Source organism: Tateyamaria omphalii (assembly GCF_014651375.1).
GTDB classification, from domain to species: domain Bacteria; phylum Pseudomonadota; class Alphaproteobacteria; order Rhodobacterales; family Rhodobacteraceae; genus Tateyamaria; species Tateyamaria omphalii.
This window is the reverse complement of record NZ_BMWT01000001.1, coordinates 633,942-653,772: the sequence shown is the minus strand read 5'-3', so window position 1 is coordinate 653,772 and position 19,831 is coordinate 633,942. Positions and strand designations below refer to the sequence as shown.

Sequence of the window (19,831 nt, the reverse complement as noted above, 5' to 3'; positions counted from 1 at the left end):
CCGAATTTTCAGAATGCCGGATCGTTGTCTGTCAGAGTGAACAGCCTCCGGATCGAGACGAAGGACGACATGATGACCGTCAAAGAGATTTTCGAGAGCATGGAATACGGCACCGCACCGGAAGCAGCCGGAGACGCCCTCGCCTGGATCGTCGATCAGGGCGCACGGTTCGGGCACTTCATCAACGGACAGTTCACGGATCCGGCGGATGGCTTTGAAAGCAAGAACCCTGCCACGGGCGAGGTGCTTGCCACCCTGTCACAAGCGAAGCAAGCGGATGTGGATGCAGCCGTCAAAGCGGCACGTGCCGCCCAGCCCAAATGGGCCAAATCCGGCGGTCATGCTCGCGCCCGCATCCTCTATGCCATTGCGCGGCTCTTGCAGAAACACAGCCGCCTCTTTGCCGTCCTTGAAACGCTCGACAACGGCAAACCCATCCGGGAAAGCCGCGACATCGACATCCCCCTCGCCCAGCGCCATTTCTACTACAACGCAGGCATGGCGCAGCTGATGGAGGCCGAACTGCCCGACCGCGAGGCCCTTGGCGTCTGCGGCCAGATCATTCCGTGGAACTTCCCGCTGCTGATGCTGGCTTGGAAAATCGCGCCCGCACTCGCCATGGGAAACACGGTTGTTCTGAAACCTGCCGAATACACATCCCTGACCGCCCTGCTGTTTGCCGACATATGTCGCCAGGCAGGCGTGCCGAAGGGCGTGGTCAACATCGTCACAGGCGACGGCGCAGTGGGTGAGATGATCGTGAATGCAGACGTGGAAAAGATCGCCTTCACCGGTTCAACCGCCGTGGGCCGCCGTATCCGTGAATCTACGGCAGGCACGGGCAAGGAACTGACGCTCGAACTGGGCGGCAAGTCCCCATACATCGTCTTTGACGATGCCGATCTGGACTCGGCGGTCGAAGGGCTGGTTGACGCGATCTGGTTCAACCAAGGGCAGGTGTGCTGCGCAGGGTCGCGCCTTTTGGTGCACGAGCCCGTGGCCGAAGCCTTCTATGCCAAGCTGCGCGCGCGGATGGACAAGTTGCGCATCGGTGATCCGCTGGACAAATCGATTGATGTTGGCGCGGTGGTCGATCCGATTCAGTTGGACACGATCGCAAAAATGGTCAGCGGAAACAGCGCCGGAGAGGTCTACCAACCCCAATCGACCCTGCCTGCAACCGGCTGCTACTATCCACCGACCCTCATCACCGGCCTGAACACCGCCGACCCGCTGATGCAGGAAGAAATCTTTGGCCCCGTCCTTGTCTCAACCACCTTCCGCACCCCGGCTGAGGCGGTGGAACTGGCCAACAACACCCGCTACGGGCTTGCTGCAACACTCTGGACGGAAAACGTCAACCTCGCCCTCGATGTATCGCCGAAACTGGCGGCAGGCGTGGTTTGGGTGAACGCCACCAACCTTTTTGATGCGGCGGCAGGCTTTGGAGGCGTGCGCGAAAGCGGTTTTGGACGCGAGGGCGGATGGGAAGGGTTGCAAGCCTATACCAAGCCCAAAGGATCACCCAAGGCGCTGAAACCGATTGCGGCCTTCACGGGCGAAGATACCCCAAGCGATCCGCTGGACCGGACCGCCAAACTTTATATCGGGGGCAAACAGGCCCGTCCTGACGGCGGGTACTCCCGCAATGTCTACAGCAAGAACGGCGCGTTGCTCGGCCAATCCAGCCTCGCCAACCGCAAGGACGTGCGCAACGCCGTCGAGGCAGCTTCGGCAGCCAAGAGGTGGGCCAAGACCACAGGTCACCTGCGCGCGCAAATCCTGTATTACATTGCTGAAAACCTCGCCGCCCGGAGCGACGAGTTCGCACATCGCCTGAACACCCTGCAAGGCGGTCGGTCGGGCGACAAAGAGGTCGAGGCAAGCATCCAGCGCCTGTTCACCTACGCAGCTTGGGCAGACAAATATGATGGCGCAGCCAAGGGCGTGCCCATCCGCGGTATCGCGCTGGCTATGAATGAACCAACAGGCGTCATTGGCGCGCTATGCCCGGACGAAGCACCACTTCTGGGCCTCGTTTCCCTCATGGCACCAGCCATCGCCACGGGCAACCGCGCGGTGCTGGTGGCATCACAGCCCTTCCCACTTGCCGCAACCGACTTCTATCAAGTCCTCGAAACCTCGGACGTTCCTGCTGGGGTGGTGAATATCCTGACGGGCAAGCATGAAGAACTTGCACCGCATATGGCGAAACATCTAAATGTCGACGCCGTCTGGTCCTTCTCGGGCGGCGACCTATCCGCCACCATCGAACGGGAAGCCGCGGGCAACCTGAAACGCACGTGGGTGAACCACGGCAAGGCACGCGACTGGATGGGATCAGAAGGTGAAGGCAAGGCGTTCCTACAGGCCGCCACAGAGGTCAAGACCATCTGGGTGCCCTACGGCGAATAGCACTTCTTCTGGCTCGAAATACCTTCGGGGGAGTTCGAGGGGGCAGACAGCCCCCTCGTCAGTAAAAATAGGTCGCGCGTGCGCAGCACTCAATTGGCGACAGTTGTTTCCAGACCTTCCGGCTGCCCCACAACGACAAAATGCAGCCCCTCGGGGTCCAACAACTCGCCAGCCACGCGTTTAACATCCTCAAGCGTCACGGCTTCGACTTTTTCATTGCGTGTTGCGATGTAGTCGATGGGAAGGCCCAGCATCTGCATCCCAACCATAATCCGCGCAATCGGGGCATTGCCGTCAAACCGCAGGGGGTAAGCACCCGTGACGTAAAGCTTGGCGGCATCCAGTTCCTCCTCGGTGACGCCTTCGGCCGCTGCGCGGGTCCACTCGTCACGGATCACCGACACCGCTTCGGCAATACGGTCATTGGCCGACGCAACCTGGCCTTGGTAGGTCGCTGCATGATCCTGCGGCACGAGGAACGAGTAAACGCCATAGGTCAGTCCGCGCTTCTCTCGCACTTCGGTCATCAAGCGACTTTCGAACCCACCAGCACCTATCACCTGATTCAGAACGCGTGCGGCAAAGAAGTCAGGGTCCGTTTGCTCAATACCAGTTTGCCCAAAGATGGCTACGGATTGCGGCGTATCGAATGGGACAACTGTTGTACCGCCTTGGATGAGAATCTCAGCCGGTTTGGGCTGTGGCGCTCCCTCTTCCGGCAGTGCCCCAAGAAGTTCATCAAGGAGCGGCCCCAGTTCTTCTGGCGTGATGTCTCCCACCGCACCAACATAAAGCCTGTCCTTTGCAAGGACGGCCTGATGCGCTTCAAGCATGTCCTGGCGCGTCAGATTGGCCACGCTGTCGAGGGTGCCGCGATAGTTCGAACCATAGGGATGGTCCCCAAAAGCCATCTTGTTGAAGGCAGCGCGGGCAATCTCGTTCGGGTCCTGTGCATCAGACCGCAGGCCCGTCAGCACTTGTTCCCGGACACGGTCCAACGCGTCTTGCCCAAAAGTGGGTTCAATGATCGACTTGCGCAGCAACTCGACAGCTTCGCTACGGTTTTCTGTCAGAAAACGCGCGGACACGGACAGGCTGTCCGGGCCGACGTCATAGCCAAACGATGCAGCCAGTGCTTCCAATTCGCGTGCAAATGCGCGGGCATCGAGATCGGCCGCCCCTTCTTCCAGAAGGCCCGTCATCAGGTTGACTGATCCGCGCTTGCCTGGGGCGTCTAACGATGCGCCACCGCGAAAACGAACCTCGAGCGCCATAAACGGGATCGACGGCTCTTGCACCAGCCACGCCGTAATACCTCCGGGGCTGACCACCTCGGTGATCTCGACTTCTGCCCGCGCAGGCAGGCTGGCAAACATCGCAATTGTCAGTGCGGCCAAAAAACGGATCATTGGGTCACCTCTTCAACCATCGGACGGGTCAACCAGCCTGTTACGGATGCGTTGCGGTTTAGAACCGTGCGGGCCGCTTCCATGATATCCTCTTCCGTCACCGCCTGAAGAATGTCCGGCCACGCCTGCACATCCTCTACAGTCAGACCAACGGATAGGGCAGCACCGTAACGGCGCGCTATTCCATCAACATTGTCGCGTTCGTAAATCTGGCTGGCACGCAGTTGATACTTGATGCGTTCCAACAGCTCACTGTCCACGCCATCCTCAAGGAACTGGGCAAGCGTGTCGTCCATCGCGGCTTCGGCCTCTTCGAGCGACAGACCCGGAACGGGCACAATTACCACGTCAAACGTTGTGTCATCCAGGGATGTGCCGCGATAAAACGCGCCGGTGAAAACAGCTTTCTTCTGTTCGAACTGCAGTTTCTCGGTCATGTAGCTTGTCTGCCCACCCCCCAGCACTTCGGACAACAGCGTAAGAGCTGCCGCCGTTTCCTGAGATCCCGGGTCACGCTCTGGCGCCAGGTAGGAACGGCTCACATATTCCTGGCCTACTCGGGCATCACGGAAGATCAGTCGACGTTCTGCGGTCTGCGGGGGTTCCTGTGTCCGCATACGTTCTGGCAGGTCGGGGTTGTTAGGGATCACGCCGTAATGTTTGTCGGCCAGTTCACGCACCTCTTCCGGTGTCACATCGCCAGAGACCACGAGGATCGCGTTGTTTGGATAATAGTACGTGTCGTAGAACTCGAGCGCGTCTTCCATATCCAGCGTTTCCATCTCGTGCCGCCAGCCAATAATTGGCACACCGTAGCGGTGGTTGAGATACTGCGCGGCATTGATTTGTTCAGAATACAGGGCACGTGGATTGCTGTCGGTCCGTTGGTTCCGTTCTTCCAAAATAACATCACGTTCAGTCGCAACGTTCTCAGGCGTGAAGTTGATGTTTCTCATACGGTCGGCTTCCATCCGCATCATCAGCCCCAGACGGTCAGCTGCCACGCGTTGGAAGTAGGCGGTGTAATCGTAGCTGGTAAATGCGTTGTCTGTTCCGCCATTGGCGGCAACTGTTGCCGACAACTCCCCTTCGGCAAGCGTGTTTGTTGCCTTGAACATCAGGTGCTCGAGAAAATGTGCAATACCTGACACGCCAACCGGTTCGTCCGCAGAACCCGCCTTGTACCAAACCATGTGCTGCAGAACCGGTGCACGATGGTCTTCAACCACCACCACCTGCATTCCGTTGTCGAGGGTGAAAGCCGTGACTGCATCCTGTGCTGCTTGCAGAGCAACAGGTGATACAGACAGAACAAAACCGGCAAGTGCAGCGCGCAATCGGAGCATATCAGGGGCAACCTCGGACAATTTGTATTGATCAAGACATACGGCCACACCGCCGCGGATCAAGCGTTGCTGGCAGGTTTGTGAGCGAACTGGCGCTTAGCGCCTACGGCGCCGAGTCGAGACCGGTGGTGCCGTAGGGGTCGGAATACCTGCGTTCTGGAACGTCCGCGCCGTTTTGCCGGCATCCAAAGCTTCGCGTCGGTAAGCTTGATTATAGACGTCCTCGGGTACGATACGAATTTGCGTCAGGCGCGATTGACGCTTGCGGAACTCTGCATCGGCGGCGGCAAGGGTTGCCCGAATATTCGCGTCGCGACCAAAGCGGCTGGCATGATTGACCAACGCACCATCGGCGCCTGGGATCGGCGCATTCGGCGAGGTGCGCTGGCCGCCCAAGGCAACTGCGCTGTCTTCCAGAGGGCGCTGATCAGTCCGATTAAACCCACCAGGTGTTGGCTGTGGCAAGGCAGTGAAGCTTTCTGGTTCTTGAAGAGGCTTCGACGGCACGACAATGAACTCGTCCGGGCCATCGCCACGTGATGTAACCTGCCGCAGGCCCTTGTTCTCGCACGCAGCGAGGCAGGTTACGGCGATCATGGCACATGCGATCAGTCGCATCGGAAGTCTCCCTTTGTCAGCGAGCTTTATCGCAGCTTCGCCCACCTTGTCACGCACCCTTTTTGGGAGCCACTCCGTCCTTGCCAAAGAAGACAAGGCCGATCGCACCCGCGAAGATAAAGATGTCCGCGACATTGAACACAAACGGATTGTTGATGCCACAGCACGACATGTTCAGGAAATCCAGAACAAAGCCATAAAGCAGTCTGTCCAGCACATTCGCCAAGGCCCCACCGATCAGCAAACCCGCGCTCGCGTAGGCCAACCGCGTCTGCGGATGTTTCCACACCCACCACAAGACGCCCGCGCAGATCACAATCGCGACAGCGATCAGAGCCCACACGCTGGTGCCGTCCCCGAACAGGCCAAAGTTGATCCCCCGGTTTTCGCCATACCGGAAGTTCAGCAGTGGCGGCAGCACGTCAATGGGCTTGAATTGCGACACGCCCAACACGTGGATCACCCAGTATTTCGACGCTTGGTCGAGCACGAAGGCGATCGCCGTAGATATCCAGAGCAGTTTCATTAGTCCTCAATGCCGGAAATGCCGCATACCGGTAAAGACCATTGCCAACCCAGCCTCGTCGGCGGCGGCAATCACCTCATCGTCACGCATGGATCCACCGGGTTGTATGACGGCTGTCGCCCCTGCCTCGGCCGCGGCCAGCAGACCATCTGCAAATGGAAAAAATGCATCCGACGCCACAACCGAGCCTTTGGCAGTGGTCTCGGACAAACCAAGGTCGTCCGCCATCCGCCCCGCCTTGGTCGCCGCAATGGTCGAGCTGTCAAGACGGCTCATCTGGCCCGCACCGACACCGACGGTCGCGCCGTCCTTGACGTAGATGATCGCATTGGACTTAACGTGTTTGGCAACGATCCAGGCAAAAAGCAGATCGTTCAACTCCTGCTCTGACGGCTTGCGCTTGGTCACGACTTTCAGGTCGTCGCGACTAATCCGCCCCACATCCTTGTCTTGCACCAGAAACCCGCCCGAGACCTGCTTGAACGTCGGCATCGCAGCGGAAGCATCAGCCAGACCGTTCGTTGTCAGCAAACGCAGGTTTTTTTTCGCCGCGAAAACCTCGCGCGCTTCATCGCTTGCGCCGGGCGCAATGACCACCTCGGTAAAGATGCCAGTAATCTCGCGCGCCGTGTCCACATCCAATTCGTGGTTTAGTGCAATGATTCCACCAAAAGCCGACGTTCGGTCGCAGTCAAAAGCGCGGGAATACGCCTCTTTCAACGTGTCCCCCGTTGCGACGCCACATGGATTGGCGTGCTTGATAATGGCACAGGCAGGGCCTTGCCCTGCAAACTCACTCACCAGCTCGAACGCCGCATCGGTGTCGTTGATGTTGTTGTATGACAGTTCCTTGCCCTGATGCTGGGTGGCGGTCGCAACACCTGTGCGGGCGGAACCATCGGTATAGAACGCTGCCGCTTGATGCGGGTTTTCGCCATAACGCAGGGTCTGTGCCAACTGCCCGCCAAAGGTGCGGCGGCGGGGTGTCTCACCCACTTGAGCCGCCATCCACGTGCTGACCGCCGTGTCATAGGCCCCCGTCCGGGCATAGGCCGTCTGTGCCAGCCGCTGGCGCAGGGTGTAGGTTGTCTGACCACTATGCGCTGCCAACTCGGCCAGCACGACATCGTAGTCCTCGACATCGACAACGATGTTCACAAAGCCATGGTTCTTGGCCGCCGAGCGGATCATGGCGGGACCACCAATGTCAATATTCTCGATCACCTCGGCATATTCGGCGCCTTTGGCTACAGTCTCTTCGAACGGGTACAGGTTCACGACCACCAAATCGATGGCACCGATCCCGTGCTCGGTCATCGACGCGACATGATCGTCGTTGTCCCGCAGCGCCAGCAGACCGCCATGCACTACCGGGTGCAGCGTCTTGACCCGGCCATCCATCATCTCGGGAAAGCCTGTGACCTCGCTCACATCCTTAACCGTCAGCCCGGCCTCGCGCAGCGTGCGGGCAGTCCCCCCCGTGCTCAACAGCTCAACCCCGTGACCAGCCAATGCGGTGGCAAAGTCAACCAGTCCGGTCTTGTCAGACACAGAGAGCAAAGCGCGGCGGACGGGGGTTAGATTGGTCATGTTGGCAGCATTCCTCTAGTCAAATACCTCACCGGGTTCATCCCGTTTGAGATCGCGAATGCCCATGGCAGTTTCCTGCGCTTTGGACAAGGACCAGCGCACGCGGGTGGCGAATGTCATCGCACGCCCGGTCAAAACGATCTGCTGCGTGGCGCGGGGTTTGAGGCGGCCCTTTTCAAGGTACACACTCGGTTCCAGCGACAGGTCTCGGGTTCCATCGTGGCGAAAAACCCAAATCTCGCCGCTTTTCAGCGCCATCGATACGGCAGACCCGCCCATATCCAGTTCGGCATTCACCTCCGGGTGCAGATGGAAACGAATGTCGAATGGCACACCGGCCAGCTTCTTTGTATCCATCACCTTGTCAAACAACCGTTTTTCGCCGTCTTCCATGGCCAGCAACATGTCTTCGCCCGCGATGCCCCGACCATCAAAGGTCAGCTCCAGTTGGCGTGCGTGGGTCAGGCCATGGGTTCGAACGTAGCCGTCATGCCCGCCTTGAAAGCGCAATCCATCGGGGGCGTGATTGATTTCGATAGGGACATGCATGGGCGCATCAATCAGCGTTTCTCGTGCCGTGGCACGCTCCGCGTCACCCAGACGCGCACTGGAATAGCCATCGAGTGACAGGGCCGAATGCGACGGTGTGGCGCGGCCCGCGCGGCGCCAATCGGCGCCAAAACTGGCACCAGAACCGCAATTCACGATCAGCGGGCGCCGTCCCGATGTTACCTCAAATGCAAGGGTCGAGGCATGTGCATTGTACCCGGCCTCCGGCTTGGGCGGGGCAGAGGCGTCAATGATCACGCTGGTGCGCCCGGAACTGAGGCGTGCATATCCCATCGACAACCCATCGGGTTGCCGAGTCTTGACGCCAGACGCCGCCAGCGCGTGGTCCAGCCACCCTTCCTGTCCGCGCCCGCCGCCGTGAAACCGGGCCAACCCACCATCGGAATGGCGCAAGGTGCGCAATGTGGGGGCTATTCGTTCGATGGCTGCTGTGCACGTATCGGGTACGGGCTTGGAGGCTTCCTCCAAGGCGGCAACGGCCCAAGTCAGCAGGGTGAAGACTTCAAGGAGCTCTTCTGGGTTGCGCGTAGGCAGTCCACCCTGCTCGTCAATCTGGTCAGTGCACTCCTTCGCCAAGGCTGCGACCGCTGGTGGGGTTAGGTCTTCCATCCCCTCCAGTGCCAGACCGGCATAAATCAGGCCGGTCAGCGCTTCGAACCGCGGCAGGCCGGGTGCCGCGCCATGCCAACGCTTCGCCAAAAAACGGGTTTGTTGAGCGAGACTAAGATAGAAGGCATCAGTCGCCGGCACTTCGTGACCGCGCAGCAAAAACAAGGCGTGGTTGATCCAGCGGATCAGACGACGGCCCGTCAGGTCCGGCGTCCAGCCGGGACCACGCCCGCGGCCGTAGCGTTCAATCCATCCCCACAACCAAGACTGCCCCAACTCACGCGTGGTTGTGTCGCCAACGGCGGCCAAGTCATCCAACCAAGCAAAGCCATGAATTTCGTCCAAATACGCGCGATCCGGCGCGTTCACATCCCAGACGACCACGCCTTTGGCTTCAATCAACGCACCTGCGAAAAGGTAATTGCCGGCCACAAGCTGACGCCCCTTGGCAAAACTGCCGATGGTCCGTGGCTCCGGCGACGATACAAAGGCGGTCACCGCCTGTGCCTGGGTTGCACGGCGCGCGTGCCAACGGTTCAGGAACCGTGTTTTTCGTGCGGTGAGCCCGCTTAGGGTGGACATGCTCTCTGCCTCTACGCGTCTACGGCGTTTTGAGCAGCACTCTAGCGAGTGTTTTTGCGCGAGTCACGCGATGTCAGCCCGTCTTGCGCAAGCACGCGACATAGAAGCCGTCCATACCGCCCTGATCCGCCCAATGGTCCGGGCGCAACCGCAACCCACCCTCTTCCGTTGTCCATGCAGGGTCGATGCCCGGACGGTCCAAGGCCGCTCGATCGACGGTCAGAGATGGATGCCGGCCCAGCGCCTCTTCCACCTGAACCTCGCCTTCATCGGGAAGCAGGGAGCAAGTGCAGAAGACCATGCGCCCACCCGGCTTCAGCAGGGTCACTGCGTGATCCAGCATACGCGTTTGCAGGTCGATCAACGCGCCAAACTCCGATCCATCCTTGGCAAAAGGCAGGTCAGGATGCCGACGGATGGTGCCCGTGGCAGAGCAAGGTGCGTCTAGCAGAATAGCATCATATTGGCCCGTGACCTCAAGTGCGTCCGCCACCTGTGTCTTCGCCGACAGATTGGTGCGCACAAGGTTTTGCTTCACGCGCTCCATACGCCCTTCGGAAATATCGACCGCCGTGACCTCCGCACCAGTCGCAGCCAGTTGCAATGTCTTGCCACCGGGGGCCGCGCAGAGGTCCAGAACCTTCTCACCTTTCTGCGCATCCAGAACGCGGGCCGGAATGGCCGCCGCGGCATCCTGCACCCACCATTGCCCGTCGGTGAAGCCCGGTAAGGCCGAGACCTGACCTGCATCCGTCAGGCGCACTGATCCGGTCGGTAACACTGTGCCCCCAACAGCCTTGGCCACATCCACTGCGTTGACTTGCACACTCAAATCCAGCGGCGCACCTGCGAAATGCGCGCTTTCCATCGCCAGCACCGCCTCACCGCCCCAGGCATCGACCAGCGGACCGCGCAACCATTTGGGAAGGCGCGGTGTGCGCAGGGTCGGCCATTGCTCCGGCCCCTTGTCTGCCACCTTGCGCAACACGGCATTCACAAGACCCTTGAGATGCCCGTAGCGCTTGTGACGTGACACGACATTCACCATCGAGTTGACGACGCCATGCGCCGCCTCACCTGCGCACAGCTCAATGGTTCCGACGCGCAGGGCGTTGCGCACTGTCAGCGGCGGATACTTTTGAAGATGCTTCTGTAGGATGCGGTCGGCCCGCTCCATGCCGCGCAGGGTTTCGGTGGCAAGCCTTTGCGCCCGGGCACGGTCGGCAGGATCAAGACGATCCAGCGCACCGGCCCCGATCAGTTCGGGCAGCAACTTGCCTTCCCCGACAATCTGATCCAGCAGGTAAATGGCGCTGCGGCGTGTGGGCAGGCCGCCATCTTTTGCGGGTTTGTCGCTCATGTCTGTTCCCGATGCTTGCTGTCACACCCGCTTGCGGGGCCGAAGGTCGGGCGTATATCAAGGGCATGACCCAAGAGGAACCCACCATGTCAGACGACCCAAATCGCCCCGATGCGCCACCGGGTATCCCGTCGACACCAGACCCGATACCTGCGCCCGCGCCAACCGAAGCGCCGCAGACCGATCCGCCCGCACCCACACCCGAGACACCAACAGAAGTGCCGCCGCAAACAGACACCGATTTGCCCCCTGCCGCCCAGCGCGCGCTGGCCGAAGCAGAGGAACGGCGGAAGGCTGCGAAGGAAATGAACCTGCCAACAGAGTTGGGCGGCCGAGACGGGCCCGAGCCCGTTCGCTATGGGGATTGGGAGAAAAAAGGGATCGCGGTCGACTTCTGAGTACGTTCAGCGCAAACGGAACATCGCGCTGTCACCGGCACCCCGGTCGGACGTGAACTTGATACGACCGTCATCCGTTGCCCGCACTTCCTGGCAATTGTAGCCAAGCGCGTCGCCACCCCAGAATAGATCTCGGCAGAAGTACCCGTCTTTCCATGACCATGTGCCCTCGACATCCCAGCGCGCGCCGCGTCCTTCGATCTTGCCGTCAGGTTTCACGTTCAACTTCACAAACGGGCGGGTGAGCGTTTTGCCATTCACCAGTTGCACAAATTTCTGCTGATCATCGACCTTCACAAGGTCGGCCAGAGCAGGCCCGGAAACAAGCGCGGCTGCCGCCGCAAGCATCATCATGCGCATATCAAAAATACCTTCACGCGATGGCGTTCTTTGCCAACGTGTACGCATGATCGCGTGAATTGGTTCACTCCGACGGAGAAATTACGGCTGCCGGGTGGCGTTTATCCGCGCATTCCAAGCACATCAAGCATGTCGTACTGTCCTGGCGCCTTGTCTTGCGCCCACAAGGCCGCACGCAGCGCGCCCTTGGCAAACAACGCACGGTCGGTCGCCATGTGCTTCAACACAATACGCTCACCTGCACCGGCAAAAAGCACCTCGTGTTCACCCACGATGTCTCCTCCACGGATTACGGAAAACCCTATGTCACCGCGATTCCGTGCACCCGTAATGCCGTCTCGGGCAGCATCACGTACTTTGGCCAAGTCAACACCACGCCCCTCGGCGGCAGCTTCGCCCAGCATCAGAGCAGTGCCCGAAGGCGCATCGACCTTGTGATGGTGATGCCCTTCGATCACTTCAATATCGAAATCCTCATCCAGCGCCGCGGCGACCTGTTTGGTCAACTGCACCAACAGGTTCACCCCAAGACTCATGTTACCCGCCCGGACAATCGGCGAATGCCGCGCTGCAGGCTCCAACTCTGCGATCTGATCGTCGCTCATTCCGGTGGTGCCAATGATATGCGCCGCGCGGGCCTGTGCCGCGATCTTGGACAAGGCAATCGTCGCCTCCGGTGCGGTAAAGTCGATCACGGCCTGCGCCTTGGCCATCGGTTCCAGCGGATCATCATACACCATGACACCCAAAGGCTGACCGCCCATTGCCTCGCCAACATCACGCCCGATCCAGTCGTGGCCGGGACGGTCGAGCGCGCCGACAAGGCGCATCCGGTCATCCTTCAGGACAGATTCAATCAGCATCTGGCCCATACGGCCAGACGCACCTGCAATCACGATACCCGGCAAATCCGACATGTCCCTCACCCCTTCTTGGCGGTTTCTCGCTTCACTAGCTTGCCCTGCCACGCTTGGCAAAGGTCAGCGCCTGTCTTAGATGGGGGAAATGGCAAAGAACAAGTTTCATGACGGCCCCGGGCCTTCGCAACGGCAACTGCGCGTGGGCGAGTTGATCCGCCGCACCCTGTCCGAGGTGCTCGCGCGTGGTGACGTGCATGATCCTGACCTCAACCGCATGTCCATCACCGTGGGCGAAGTGCGCACCTCTCCCGATCTCAAGATCGCGACGGCCTATGTCCTGCCCTTGGGCGGTCATGGGCAAGAGGATGTGCTGAAGCTACTGGCGCGCAACAAGGGTGAGTTGCGGCGTGCCGTGTCCAAGAAGCTGTCCCTAAAATTTGCACCCGACCTGCGGTTCCAGTTGGACGAGACCTTTGACCGGATGGACGACACACGGCGCATGCTGAACCAGGATGCGGTGCGTCGGGATACCGACGCATGATGCTAAGAGCAGCCGCATTTGTGCTGCTGTCATGGGCGCTGCCAGCATGGGCCGTGACCTGCGAAGATACTCGGTATCAAGGCAACAGCTACACCATCTGTACCGTCGACGCTGCCAAGGAAGAGCTACGGCTGTTCCTCTATAATGATGAGGGCGCGCCGTACGGCCATTTCAATGCGATAGACCGCGCCCTGCAATCAGATGGCGAAACACTCAGCTTCGGCATGAACGCGGGCATGTATCACGATGATCGCGCGCCGGTCGGGCACTATGTCGAGAACGGGAGAGAGGTCATGCGTGTGATCGCCAACCCCGGCCCCGGCAATTTCGGATTGCTGCCCAACGGTATCCTGTGTCTGCGACCCGGGCGAGCGGATGTGTTCGAAACACTGGACTACGTGGATCAATCGCCAAACTGCGCCTTTGCGACGCAATCCGGGCCAATGCTGGTGATTGATGGTGCGTTGCACCCGCGCTTTCTACCTGACAGCACTTCGCGTTTCATCCGCAACGGGGTTGGTACCACAGCAGATGGGTCCAAGGCCATCTTCGCCATCTCGAACAATGCTGTGACTTTCCACGAATTCGGCAGCCTGTACCGGGATCACCTGAAACTACCGAACGCTCTGTTCTTTGATGGCAATATCTCACGGCTTTACGCGCCGGACTTGAAACGCGACGATTTCGGCTTTGCCCTCGGGCCGATTGTCGGCGCCGTTGAACCTGCAACGCGATGAGCCTGCTCCTGGAAGTTGGCACACCAAAGCCTGCGTACAAAACATCGAACCGAAAATTTCCAGCTGACCAATCCGTGGCCCCGCAAGCTACGCCGGTTCCCAAATGTAGTAGTTATCAAGATCGTCGGATCGCTCCAACACGAAGCCACACGATGTATAGAAGTCATTTGCCGGACTTCCGCGCAGCGCCATCAACCGCACATGCAACGCCATATCGCGCGCTTGATCTTGAACAGCAAGAACAATGCGGCGCCCAAGACCGCCGCCCTGATGTGTCAGGGAGATGTACAGGTGAGTGAGGTGCAAATGATCCGAGCGCGTCCGTAAAACATAGAAACCAACAAGATCTTGCCCTGCGCGCACGATGTGCGTGTCCGCGGGGTCGTACGTGTCAAGGAACCGCTTGCGCACCCGCTCCTCATCGAAACGTCCGACGGCCTCGAGGCTGGGTCTCATTGCATTCGCCCGAATCTCTGCCAGGTGAGATGGGTCAATATTTGCCGCGTTGGAGATCGTGATCTGATACATTCTCGGACTGTTTCGACAGATGAACGGTTTTCGCAAGCAATTTGCCCAACGCCAGCAGAGTTTCACCTAACTGTGCCCGCCGGCCCATCGACGCACAGCACAGGCCATCACGTCCCACAATTGACAATCCCCACAGCCCTGCGATACGCGGCAGCCCTCACGCAAAAACGAGGGTGACATGGGCCGTTCACGCAAAGGGCGCGACATTTCCGGGTGGTTGGTGGTGGACAAGCCTGCCGGCCTGACCTCGACTGCGGTCGTGAACAAAGTGCGGTGGGCGCTGCAAGCCAAGAAGGCGGGGCACGCCGGTACCCTTGATCCCGAAGCCACCGGTGTTCTGGCTGTCGCCTTGGGCGAAGCAACCAAGACTGTCCCCTACATCACCGATGCGCTCAAAGCGTACCGCTTTACCGTCAGGCTGGGGCAAGCCACCAATACGGACGATGCCGAAGGCGAAGTGATCGCACAAACCGACACGCGCCCATCGGACGACGATATCAAGGATGCGCTTGGCTCATTTGTCGGGGACATCATGCAGGTCCCGCCCAAGTTCTCCGCCGTGAAGATTGACGGCCAGCGCGCCTACAAACTCGCCCGCGATGGTGAGGATGTTGAGATTGAGGCCCGCCCGCTGTGGGTTGAAGAACTTGTTCTGATCGACCGCCCTGATTCCGATCATGTCGAGTTGGAAATGGTGTGCGGGAAAGGCGGCTACGTGCGCTCAATCGCGCGCGATCTGGGCGAGGCTTTGGGCTGTTATGGCCATGTGCGCGAATTGCGACGGATTTGGTCGGGCCCGTTCGAGGCCGCCGATGGCCTAACCTTCGACCAAATCGAAGAGATGGCGCAGACACCCACGCTGGACGATCATCTGCGCCCTATTGCCGAAGGGCTCGCCGATCTGCCCGAATTGCGAGCCACAGCCGAAGGAGCGGCGCGCCTGCGCAACGGCAACCCCGGTATGGTTCTGGCGGCGGATGTCGAATACGGAGAAGAGTGCTGGGCCTCGTTTGATGGCAAACCGGTTGCTGTCGGCCGTTACAAGGCAGGTGAGTTGCACCCCGCACGGGTCTTCAACCTGTAACACTCGGCTCACTACCTATCCCTAATGGTAAGGAATTCCGGCAGTTGTTGCTCAGAATTGTTACAACTCGCAGGGTCTTGGTAAGCCCTGCGTGAGGTGACTCCAAATTTGGAACCAATTGGTCCAAATCATTCCCATCACAACGTCCACACGTCCTTTATGGGAGACAGACATGACCCACGTTACACTCCGCACCGTTGGCACCGTTCTTACCGCCGGCGCTTTCGCCACCATCGCGTTCGACGCATTCGGCCAAGCGCTAAGCCCTCTCTTCGGCTACGCCAAGCTTGCACCGGTTGGACTGGCGGGCGCATCGCTCAAGGCGATCTTTGGCGCAAATCCCTCGGGCGCGGCACATCTGCTGCATGCCCTGACAGGCCTGATCTTCTATGCCGTTGGTTACTTTGCCATTGCTCGTCCAATCCAGCTGGCTGTCATGCCCCGCCTACACTGGTCGATCACGGCTGTAGTCTACGGCATCGCGCTTTGGGTCTTTGCCCTCTATGTCATGGCGCACCTCGTGACGGGCAACAAACCGTTCCTGGGCTTCACCGGCATCACCTGGGTCGCTCTGTGGGGTCACATCTTCTATGCCGTGGTTGCCGCTGGCATCATGGAGGCCAAGGGCGCTGTTCTGGACCTACGCCGTGAACCCGTGGCCGTTCCCGCTGAATAGTAACACCTGAACAAATCGATTGATGGGGCGGTCTGCGGCTGGCAGAACCGCCCCATGATCGTACGAACTCATACCAAGGGCGATGCGCCCTCGACCGCCGTCTATTCCGATTGTGAGCGGTATCGCTACAGCCTGACACGCATCTGGGATGACGCGGGGCGGCGCGTGAATTTTGTCATGCTGAACCCATCCACGGCGACCGAGGTTCAAAACGACCCAACCGTCGAACGCTGCGAACGACGCGCGCGGACGCTTGGCTACGGCAGCTTCTCGGTCACCAACATCTTCGCTTGGCGTGACACCGATCCGCGCGCGATGCGGGCGGCAACGGATCCGGTTGGACAAGCAAATGACGAAAGTATCCTGGAACGGGCGACATGGGCCGATGATGTGATTGCCGCATGGGGCACACATGGCGCACATCTGGATCGCGGCGCACATGTTGCCGAGCTTCTGAGCGGTGTTGATCGACCACTGTATCACCTGGGTCTGTCCAAGGCGGGGCACCCGAAACACCCTCTTTATCTGCCCTACGCCCAGAAGCCAGAACTCTGGCAATAGTAGACCCGGCCTCATCAAACGTTAACCATTTCCTTGAATAAGTTTGGTTTCAAATTGCGGTTTGAACTAGCTTTAACTTGGGTGTTTGTGCCCATTACTTGGATTTTGCCGATGCTGTGGCTTGCTGGATTGATGGGACTTGTGGCGGTCGGCGCCGTTGGCGTGATCGACATGATGCCAGCCGACGAAAACAGCGAAACGGATGATGAAACGTCAAACCAAGTGGATGAAACCACTGCGCACATGGTCGAAGACACCTCTCCGGTTGAAGACCCACCAGATGGCGACATCCTGACCGTTGGCACCGAAGACGACGACGCGCTTTCCGGTACGGATGGCGACGATACGCTACATGGCGAAGAAGGCGATGATACGGTCAACGGCGGCGACGGCGATGACACACTACATGGAGACTATGGGGCAGATTTGCTTGTCGGTGGTGAGGGCGCAGATGACGTGTTCGGTCACACTGATGACGATACGCTGGATGGCGGAGGTGGTAACGATCATCTTCACGGCGGCACGGGCGAAGATGAGCTTGCAGGTGGAGACGGTGACGACGCCATCCATGGCGGCTTGGGCGACGATACACTGACCGGTGGTGCGGGTCAGGATACCCTGTTTGGAGGTTGGGGCAACGACCTGGTGAACGGCGTCGCGGACGAAGCAGAAACCGAAGACGCGGACGGACCCGACTTTCTGAACGGCGGCGGTGGCGACGATGTTATTATTGCCGGTTCTTATGACGTTGTTACGGCGGGCGAAGGTGCTGACACTGTCGTAGCGGGCGACTGGATTTCCGAGGCGAGCGCGGCAATGATGATTGCTGACTTCGACACCGAAGATGACAACATCCTGCTGGTTTATGAGGACAGTGAAGAGAATCCTCAGATATCGTTGCAAATTGCATCTCATGACCCAACGGTCACTCAGATCATGATGAATGGTGTTGCAGTAGCCCACGTCCTAAATGGGGCCGAGGTTTCAATTGACAACATAGCATTGATGCCTCTCAGCCTGGCGCAAAGCGCGGGCATGGCACCGCTCTGACTGCCCGGTACCGTAACCCAATTGGCAACTGGATTTGTCGGACCTCCAATCCAAGTTGCCAACTCCGCGAATCTCTCCTATATGCGCTCATCTGCAGCAACAGCTGTGGACCTATTTTGGCCCCGTGCTGGACGACATCCCGGCCGGCGGCGTCTCACTCGAACCTGAAAAGGAGATCCCGATGTCGATCACTGCTGAAGACAAAGCACGCGTGATGAAGGAATACGGCACCAAGGACGGCGACACCGGTTCGCCCGAAGTCCAGGTCGCCATACTCAGCTCGCGCATCGCCACACTGACCGAGCACTTCAAGACGCACAAGAAAGACAACCACGGCCGCCGCGGCCTGTTGAAAATGGTTGCCCAGCGCCGCAAGCTGCTTGACTACCTGAAAGGTAAGGACGAGGCGCGCTACACCGACCTCATCAAACGTTTGGGCCTGCGCCGCTAAGCTGCGCGCCATGGCACAACGTTCGATCGCACCCCACGGGGTGCGATTTTCGTTTGGGGACTACCGTTGCTGATCATCGCCACTCAGGTCTTCGTGGCCACAACCTGCATTGTCCTTGGCGACGCGGCAGGCAAGGCATTGACGGCTTCGGGTTTCGATCCTTTCTTCGTGGCGTGGACACGCTTTGCCTGCGCGGCAATTGCGCTCGCCCCTTTTTGCGGCCTGTCACAGTCCGCGCTGACTGTTTTGCTTGATCGCCGGGTCATTTTGCGCGCTGCCCTCATCACCGCCGGCATTTGTTCAATTCTAACTGCGCTCAGCACCACGCCGTTGCCCGACGTGTTCGGGGCATTTTTCATCGGCCCGATCATATCTTTCATTCTGTCAGCAGTCCTGCTGGGTGAACGCATCAACGTGGCCCGAGCGCTTCTTCTTGCGTTGGGTTTTTTCGGTGTAATGCTTGTGGTCAAGCCGGGTTTTGGCCTGACGCCGGGGATCGGTTTCGCGCTTCTCGCCGGGCTCTTCTATGGGTGTTTCCTGGTTGCCACTCGATGGCTTTCCGGATCAGTTCGCCCGCGCCTATTGCTGTTTTCGCAACTCAGCATCGGAGCCATTTTACTTACCCCCCTTGGGCTTTCCACAACTATCCCGCCTCTTTCATCACACGCTATGCTCTTGATCGCAGGCAGTGCAGCAGGATCCGCAGCAGGTAATTTCCTGCTGGTTTGGGTCAGCAGAACGACACCTGCCAGCATCGTCGCCCCGCTAATCTATACCCAGCTCATCTCGGCCACGGCAGTGGGCCTGATCCTGTTCAATGATTGGCCGGACACACTGACGCTTATCGGTCTGGTCGTCATTTTAGCATCTGGCCTTGGTTCACTTTGGTTAAACCGGCCTGCGCGCTAAATTCCAGGGCATGACCGATCTGCCCAGCATCGCCCTCTCTGTACGACAGCCATCGGCCTGGGCCATCATTGCGGGTCACAAACCCATCGAAAACCGTACACTCGGGTCAATCCGCGCCGGCCGTATGGAACCGGGGCGCATCGCGCTTCACGCCGCCGCAGGGCTGAAAGAGGAGGAGTTCCGCTACCTCTACTGGCGGCTCGAAAGGCATGGGGTCAAATGCCCTCACCCACTCGACCTGCCACGCGGAGCCATCATCGGCTCGGTCGAGGTCACAGGCATCATTACCGAATCCGGCAGCGAATGGTTTGGCGGCACGGCTGGGCTGACGTTGAAAGACCCCGAACCCTGCGATCCGATCCCGGCCCCTGGCGCACTTGGATACTTCGAATGGTCCCGGGGCGGCACCCTAGCCCCGCCCACGCGCTGGATGCAGAAATGGGGCACTGCAGCACCCAACAGTCAGACTGATGACCTGTTCCCCGACGCACCCATCGCCTTTGCCAAACCGCCGCAAAAACCGTGGACCTGAGCGCGAATGCGCCGCAACCGCAACGCTTTCATTTCCGACCAAAGTGCTGTATGCGCGCAAAATCTGAAAGCCTGGCGCCCGGACCTCAGCGCCCGACAAAAAAGATACCGAGGTCAGGG

At 59.4% G+C, this 19,831-nt stretch carries 21 protein-coding genes; 11 read left to right on the top strand and 10 right to left on the bottom strand.

The genetic code is table 11. The annotated features are described in order from the left end of the window. The first annotated feature begins 72 nt into the window (after positions 1–72). Positions 73–2,415 carry an aldehyde dehydrogenase family protein gene (locus IE087_RS03075; protein ID WP_189368325.1) on the top strand — a complete coding sequence of 781 codons (2,343 nt, stop codon included), beginning with the start codon at positions 73–75 and terminating at the stop codon, positions 2,413–2,415. 89 nt (positions 2,416–2,504) lie between these two features. On the opposite strand, the gene IE087_RS03070 is transcribed toward IE087_RS03075, so the two are convergent. The 7 genes from IE087_RS03070 to IE087_RS03040 form a co-directional block, all read right to left on the bottom strand. Beyond that, positions 2,505–3,824 carry a M16 family metallopeptidase gene (locus tag IE087_RS03070; protein ID WP_189367569.1) on the bottom strand — a complete coding sequence of 440 codons (1,320 nt, stop codon included), beginning with the start codon at positions 3,822–3,824 and terminating at the stop codon, positions 2,505–2,507. Then, positions 3,821–5,170, bottom strand: coding sequence for a M16 family metallopeptidase (locus tag IE087_RS03065; protein ID WP_189367567.1), 1,350 nt, complete (start codon positions 5,168–5,170; stop codon positions 3,821–3,823). The genes IE087_RS03070 and IE087_RS03065 overlap by 4 nt, the downstream gene beginning before the upstream one ends. Positions 5,171–5,266: 96 nt before the next feature. Next, positions 5,267–5,788, bottom strand: a complete 522-nt coding sequence (locus IE087_RS03060; protein WP_189367566.1) for a DUF3035 domain-containing protein — start codon at positions 5,786–5,788, stop codon at positions 5,267–5,269. A 49-nt stretch (positions 5,789–5,837) separates the two neighbouring features. Then, complete coding sequence (gene lspA / locus IE087_RS03055; RefSeq protein ID WP_189367564.1) at positions 5,838–6,314, bottom strand: signal peptidase II; 477 nt, start codon at positions 6,312–6,314, stop codon at positions 5,838–5,840. Positions 6,315–6,320: 6 nt separating this feature from the next. Further along, complete coding sequence (gene purH / locus IE087_RS03050) at positions 6,321–7,904, bottom strand: bifunctional phosphoribosylaminoimidazolecarboxamide formyltransferase/IMP cyclohydrolase (RefSeq protein WP_189367562.1); 1,584 nt, start codon at positions 7,902–7,904, stop codon at positions 6,321–6,323. A gap of 15 nt (positions 7,905–7,919) precedes the next feature. Next, positions 7,920–9,665 carry a heparinase II/III family protein gene (locus tag IE087_RS03045; protein ID WP_189367561.1) on the bottom strand — a complete coding sequence of 582 codons (1,746 nt, stop codon included), beginning with the start codon at positions 9,663–9,665 and terminating at the stop codon, positions 7,920–7,922. A 73-nt stretch (positions 9,666–9,738) separates the two neighbouring features. Then, positions 9,739–11,025 carry an RsmB/NOP family class I SAM-dependent RNA methyltransferase gene (locus IE087_RS03040; protein WP_189367559.1) on the bottom strand — a complete coding sequence of 429 codons (1,287 nt, stop codon included), beginning with the start codon at positions 11,023–11,025 and terminating at the stop codon, positions 9,739–9,741. A gap of 86 nt (positions 11,026–11,111) precedes the next feature. On the opposite strand from IE087_RS03040, the gene IE087_RS03035 reads away from it, so the two are divergent. Continuing rightward, the gene (locus tag IE087_RS03035; protein WP_189367557.1) at positions 11,112–11,423 is read left to right on the top strand and encodes a DUF1674 domain-containing protein; all 312 of its coding nucleotides are present in this window, start codon (positions 11,112–11,114) and stop codon (positions 11,421–11,423) included. 6 nt (positions 11,424–11,429) lie between these two features. Here IE087_RS03035 and IE087_RS03030 read toward each other — a convergent pair whose 3' ends face one another. Both IE087_RS03030 and dapB read right to left on the bottom strand, forming a co-directional pair. Continuing rightward, positions 11,430–11,783, bottom strand: coding sequence for a dihydrodipicolinate reductase (locus IE087_RS03030; protein WP_189367555.1), 354 nt, complete (start codon positions 11,781–11,783; stop codon positions 11,430–11,432). Positions 11,784–11,884: 101 nt separating this feature from the next. Further along, on the bottom strand, positions 11,885–12,700 hold the full coding sequence (gene dapB, locus IE087_RS03025; RefSeq protein ID WP_189367553.1) for a 4-hydroxy-tetrahydrodipicolinate reductase: 816 nt from the start codon (positions 12,698–12,700) through the stop codon (positions 11,885–11,887). Between the two features lie 88 nt (positions 12,701–12,788). Here dapB and rbfA point away from each other — a divergent pair, with 88 nt between their 5' ends. Continuing rightward, positions 12,789–13,184, top strand: coding sequence for a 30S ribosome-binding factor RbfA (rbfA, locus tag IE087_RS03020; protein WP_189367551.1), 396 nt, complete (start codon positions 12,789–12,791; stop codon positions 13,182–13,184). After that, positions 13,181–13,921: a phosphodiester glycosidase family protein gene (locus IE087_RS03015; protein ID WP_229801241.1), complete on the top strand. Its 741-nt coding sequence runs from the start codon at positions 13,181–13,183 to the stop codon at positions 13,919–13,921. Before rbfA ends, IE087_RS03015 begins: the two co-directional genes overlap by 4 nt. Positions 13,922–14,008: 87 nt before the next feature. On the opposite strand, the gene IE087_RS03010 is transcribed toward IE087_RS03015, so the two are convergent. Continuing rightward, positions 14,009–14,449: a GNAT family N-acetyltransferase gene (locus IE087_RS03010; protein ID WP_229801240.1), complete on the bottom strand. Its 441-nt coding sequence runs from the start codon at positions 14,447–14,449 to the stop codon at positions 14,009–14,011. A gap of 178 nt (positions 14,450–14,627) precedes the next feature. On the opposite strand from IE087_RS03010, the gene truB reads away from it, so the two are divergent. The 7 genes from truB to IE087_RS02975 all read left to right on the top strand — a co-directional run bounded on the left by truB (position 14,628) and on the right by IE087_RS02975 (position 19,712). Beyond that, the gene (gene truB / locus IE087_RS03005; protein ID WP_189367549.1) at positions 14,628–15,533 is read left to right on the top strand and encodes a tRNA pseudouridine(55) synthase TruB; all 906 of its coding nucleotides are present in this window, start codon (positions 14,628–14,630) and stop codon (positions 15,531–15,533) included. Positions 15,534–15,705: 172 nt separating this feature from the next. Then, on the top strand, positions 15,706–16,209 hold the full coding sequence (locus IE087_RS03000; protein ID WP_189367547.1) for a hypothetical protein: 504 nt from the start codon (positions 15,706–15,708) through the stop codon (positions 16,207–16,209). Positions 16,210–16,263: 54 nt separating this feature from the next. Beyond that, positions 16,264–16,770, top strand: a complete 507-nt coding sequence (locus IE087_RS02995; RefSeq protein ID WP_189367545.1) for a DUF1643 domain-containing protein — start codon at positions 16,264–16,266, stop codon at positions 16,768–16,770. A 111-nt stretch (positions 16,771–16,881) separates the two neighbouring features. Next, entirely contained in the window at positions 16,882–17,820 is a 939-nt protein-coding gene (locus IE087_RS23660) for a calcium-binding protein (RefSeq protein ID WP_189367543.1), read from the top strand. Positions 17,821–18,001: 181 nt separating this feature from the next. Next, positions 18,002–18,271 (top strand): 30S ribosomal protein S15, encoded by a 270-nt coding sequence (rpsO, locus tag IE087_RS02985; protein WP_039685405.1) that lies wholly within the window; start codon positions 18,002–18,004, stop codon positions 18,269–18,271. A 66-nt stretch (positions 18,272–18,337) separates the two neighbouring features. Beyond that, the gene (locus IE087_RS02980; RefSeq protein WP_189367541.1) at positions 18,338–19,180 is read left to right on the top strand and encodes a DMT family transporter; all 843 of its coding nucleotides are present in this window, start codon (positions 18,338–18,340) and stop codon (positions 19,178–19,180) included. A gap of 10 nt (positions 19,181–19,190) precedes the next feature. After that, entirely contained in the window at positions 19,191–19,712 is a 522-nt protein-coding gene (locus IE087_RS02975; RefSeq protein ID WP_189367539.1) for an ASCH domain-containing protein, read from the top strand. Positions 19,713–19,831 lie beyond the last annotated feature (119 nt).

Bases quoted from the DNA above. Each gene is read 5' to 3' on its own strand.
- IE087_RS03075 (WP_189368325.1), top strand. From the start codon at position 73: ATGACCGTCAAAGAGATTTTCGAGAGCATGGAATACGGCACCGCACCG.
- IE087_RS03070 (WP_189367569.1), bottom strand. From the start codon at position 3,824: ATGATCCGTTTTTTGGCCGCACTGACAATTGCGATGTTTGCCAGCCTG.
- IE087_RS03065 (WP_189367567.1), bottom strand. From the start codon at position 5,170: ATGCTCCGATTGCGCGCTGCACTTGCCGGTTTTGTTCTGTCTGTATCA.
- IE087_RS03060 (WP_189367566.1), bottom strand. From the start codon at position 5,788: ATGCGACTGATCGCATGTGCCATGATCGCCGTAACCTGCCTCGCTGCG.
- lspA (WP_189367564.1), bottom strand. From the start codon at position 6,314: ATGAAACTGCTCTGGATATCTACGGCGATCGCCTTCGTGCTCGACCAA.
- purH (WP_189367562.1), bottom strand. From the start codon at position 7,904: ATGACCAATCTAACCCCCGTCCGCCGCGCTTTGCTCTCTGTGTCTGAC.
- IE087_RS03045 (WP_189367561.1), bottom strand. From the start codon at position 9,665: ATGTCCACCCTAAGCGGGCTCACCGCACGAAAAACACGGTTCCTGAAC.
- IE087_RS03040 (WP_189367559.1), bottom strand. From the start codon at position 11,025: ATGAGCGACAAACCCGCAAAAGATGGCGGCCTGCCCACACGCCGCAGC.
- IE087_RS03035 (WP_189367557.1), top strand. From the start codon at position 11,112: ATGTCAGACGACCCAAATCGCCCCGATGCGCCACCGGGTATCCCGTCG.
- IE087_RS03030 (WP_189367555.1), bottom strand. From the start codon at position 11,783: ATGCGCATGATGATGCTTGCGGCGGCAGCCGCGCTTGTTTCCGGGCCT.
- dapB (WP_189367553.1), bottom strand. From the start codon at position 12,700: ATGTCGGATTTGCCGGGTATCGTGATTGCAGGTGCGTCTGGCCGTATG.
- rbfA (WP_189367551.1), top strand. From the start codon at position 12,789: ATGGCAAAGAACAAGTTTCATGACGGCCCCGGGCCTTCGCAACGGCAA.
- IE087_RS03015 (WP_229801241.1), top strand. From the start codon at position 13,181: ATGATGCTAAGAGCAGCCGCATTTGTGCTGCTGTCATGGGCGCTGCCA.
- IE087_RS03010 (WP_229801240.1), bottom strand. From the start codon at position 14,449: ATGTATCAGATCACGATCTCCAACGCGGCAAATATTGACCCATCTCAC.
- truB (WP_189367549.1), top strand. From the start codon at position 14,628: ATGGGCCGTTCACGCAAAGGGCGCGACATTTCCGGGTGGTTGGTGGTG.
- IE087_RS03000 (WP_189367547.1), top strand. From the start codon at position 15,706: ATGACCCACGTTACACTCCGCACCGTTGGCACCGTTCTTACCGCCGGC.
- IE087_RS02995 (WP_189367545.1), top strand. From the start codon at position 16,264: ATGATCGTACGAACTCATACCAAGGGCGATGCGCCCTCGACCGCCGTC.
- IE087_RS23660 (WP_189367543.1), top strand. From the start codon at position 16,882: ATGCTGTGGCTTGCTGGATTGATGGGACTTGTGGCGGTCGGCGCCGTT.
- rpsO (WP_039685405.1), top strand. From the start codon at position 18,002: ATGTCGATCACTGCTGAAGACAAAGCACGCGTGATGAAGGAATACGGC.
- IE087_RS02975 (WP_189367539.1), top strand. From the start codon at position 19,191: ATGACCGATCTGCCCAGCATCGCCCTCTCTGTACGACAGCCATCGGCC.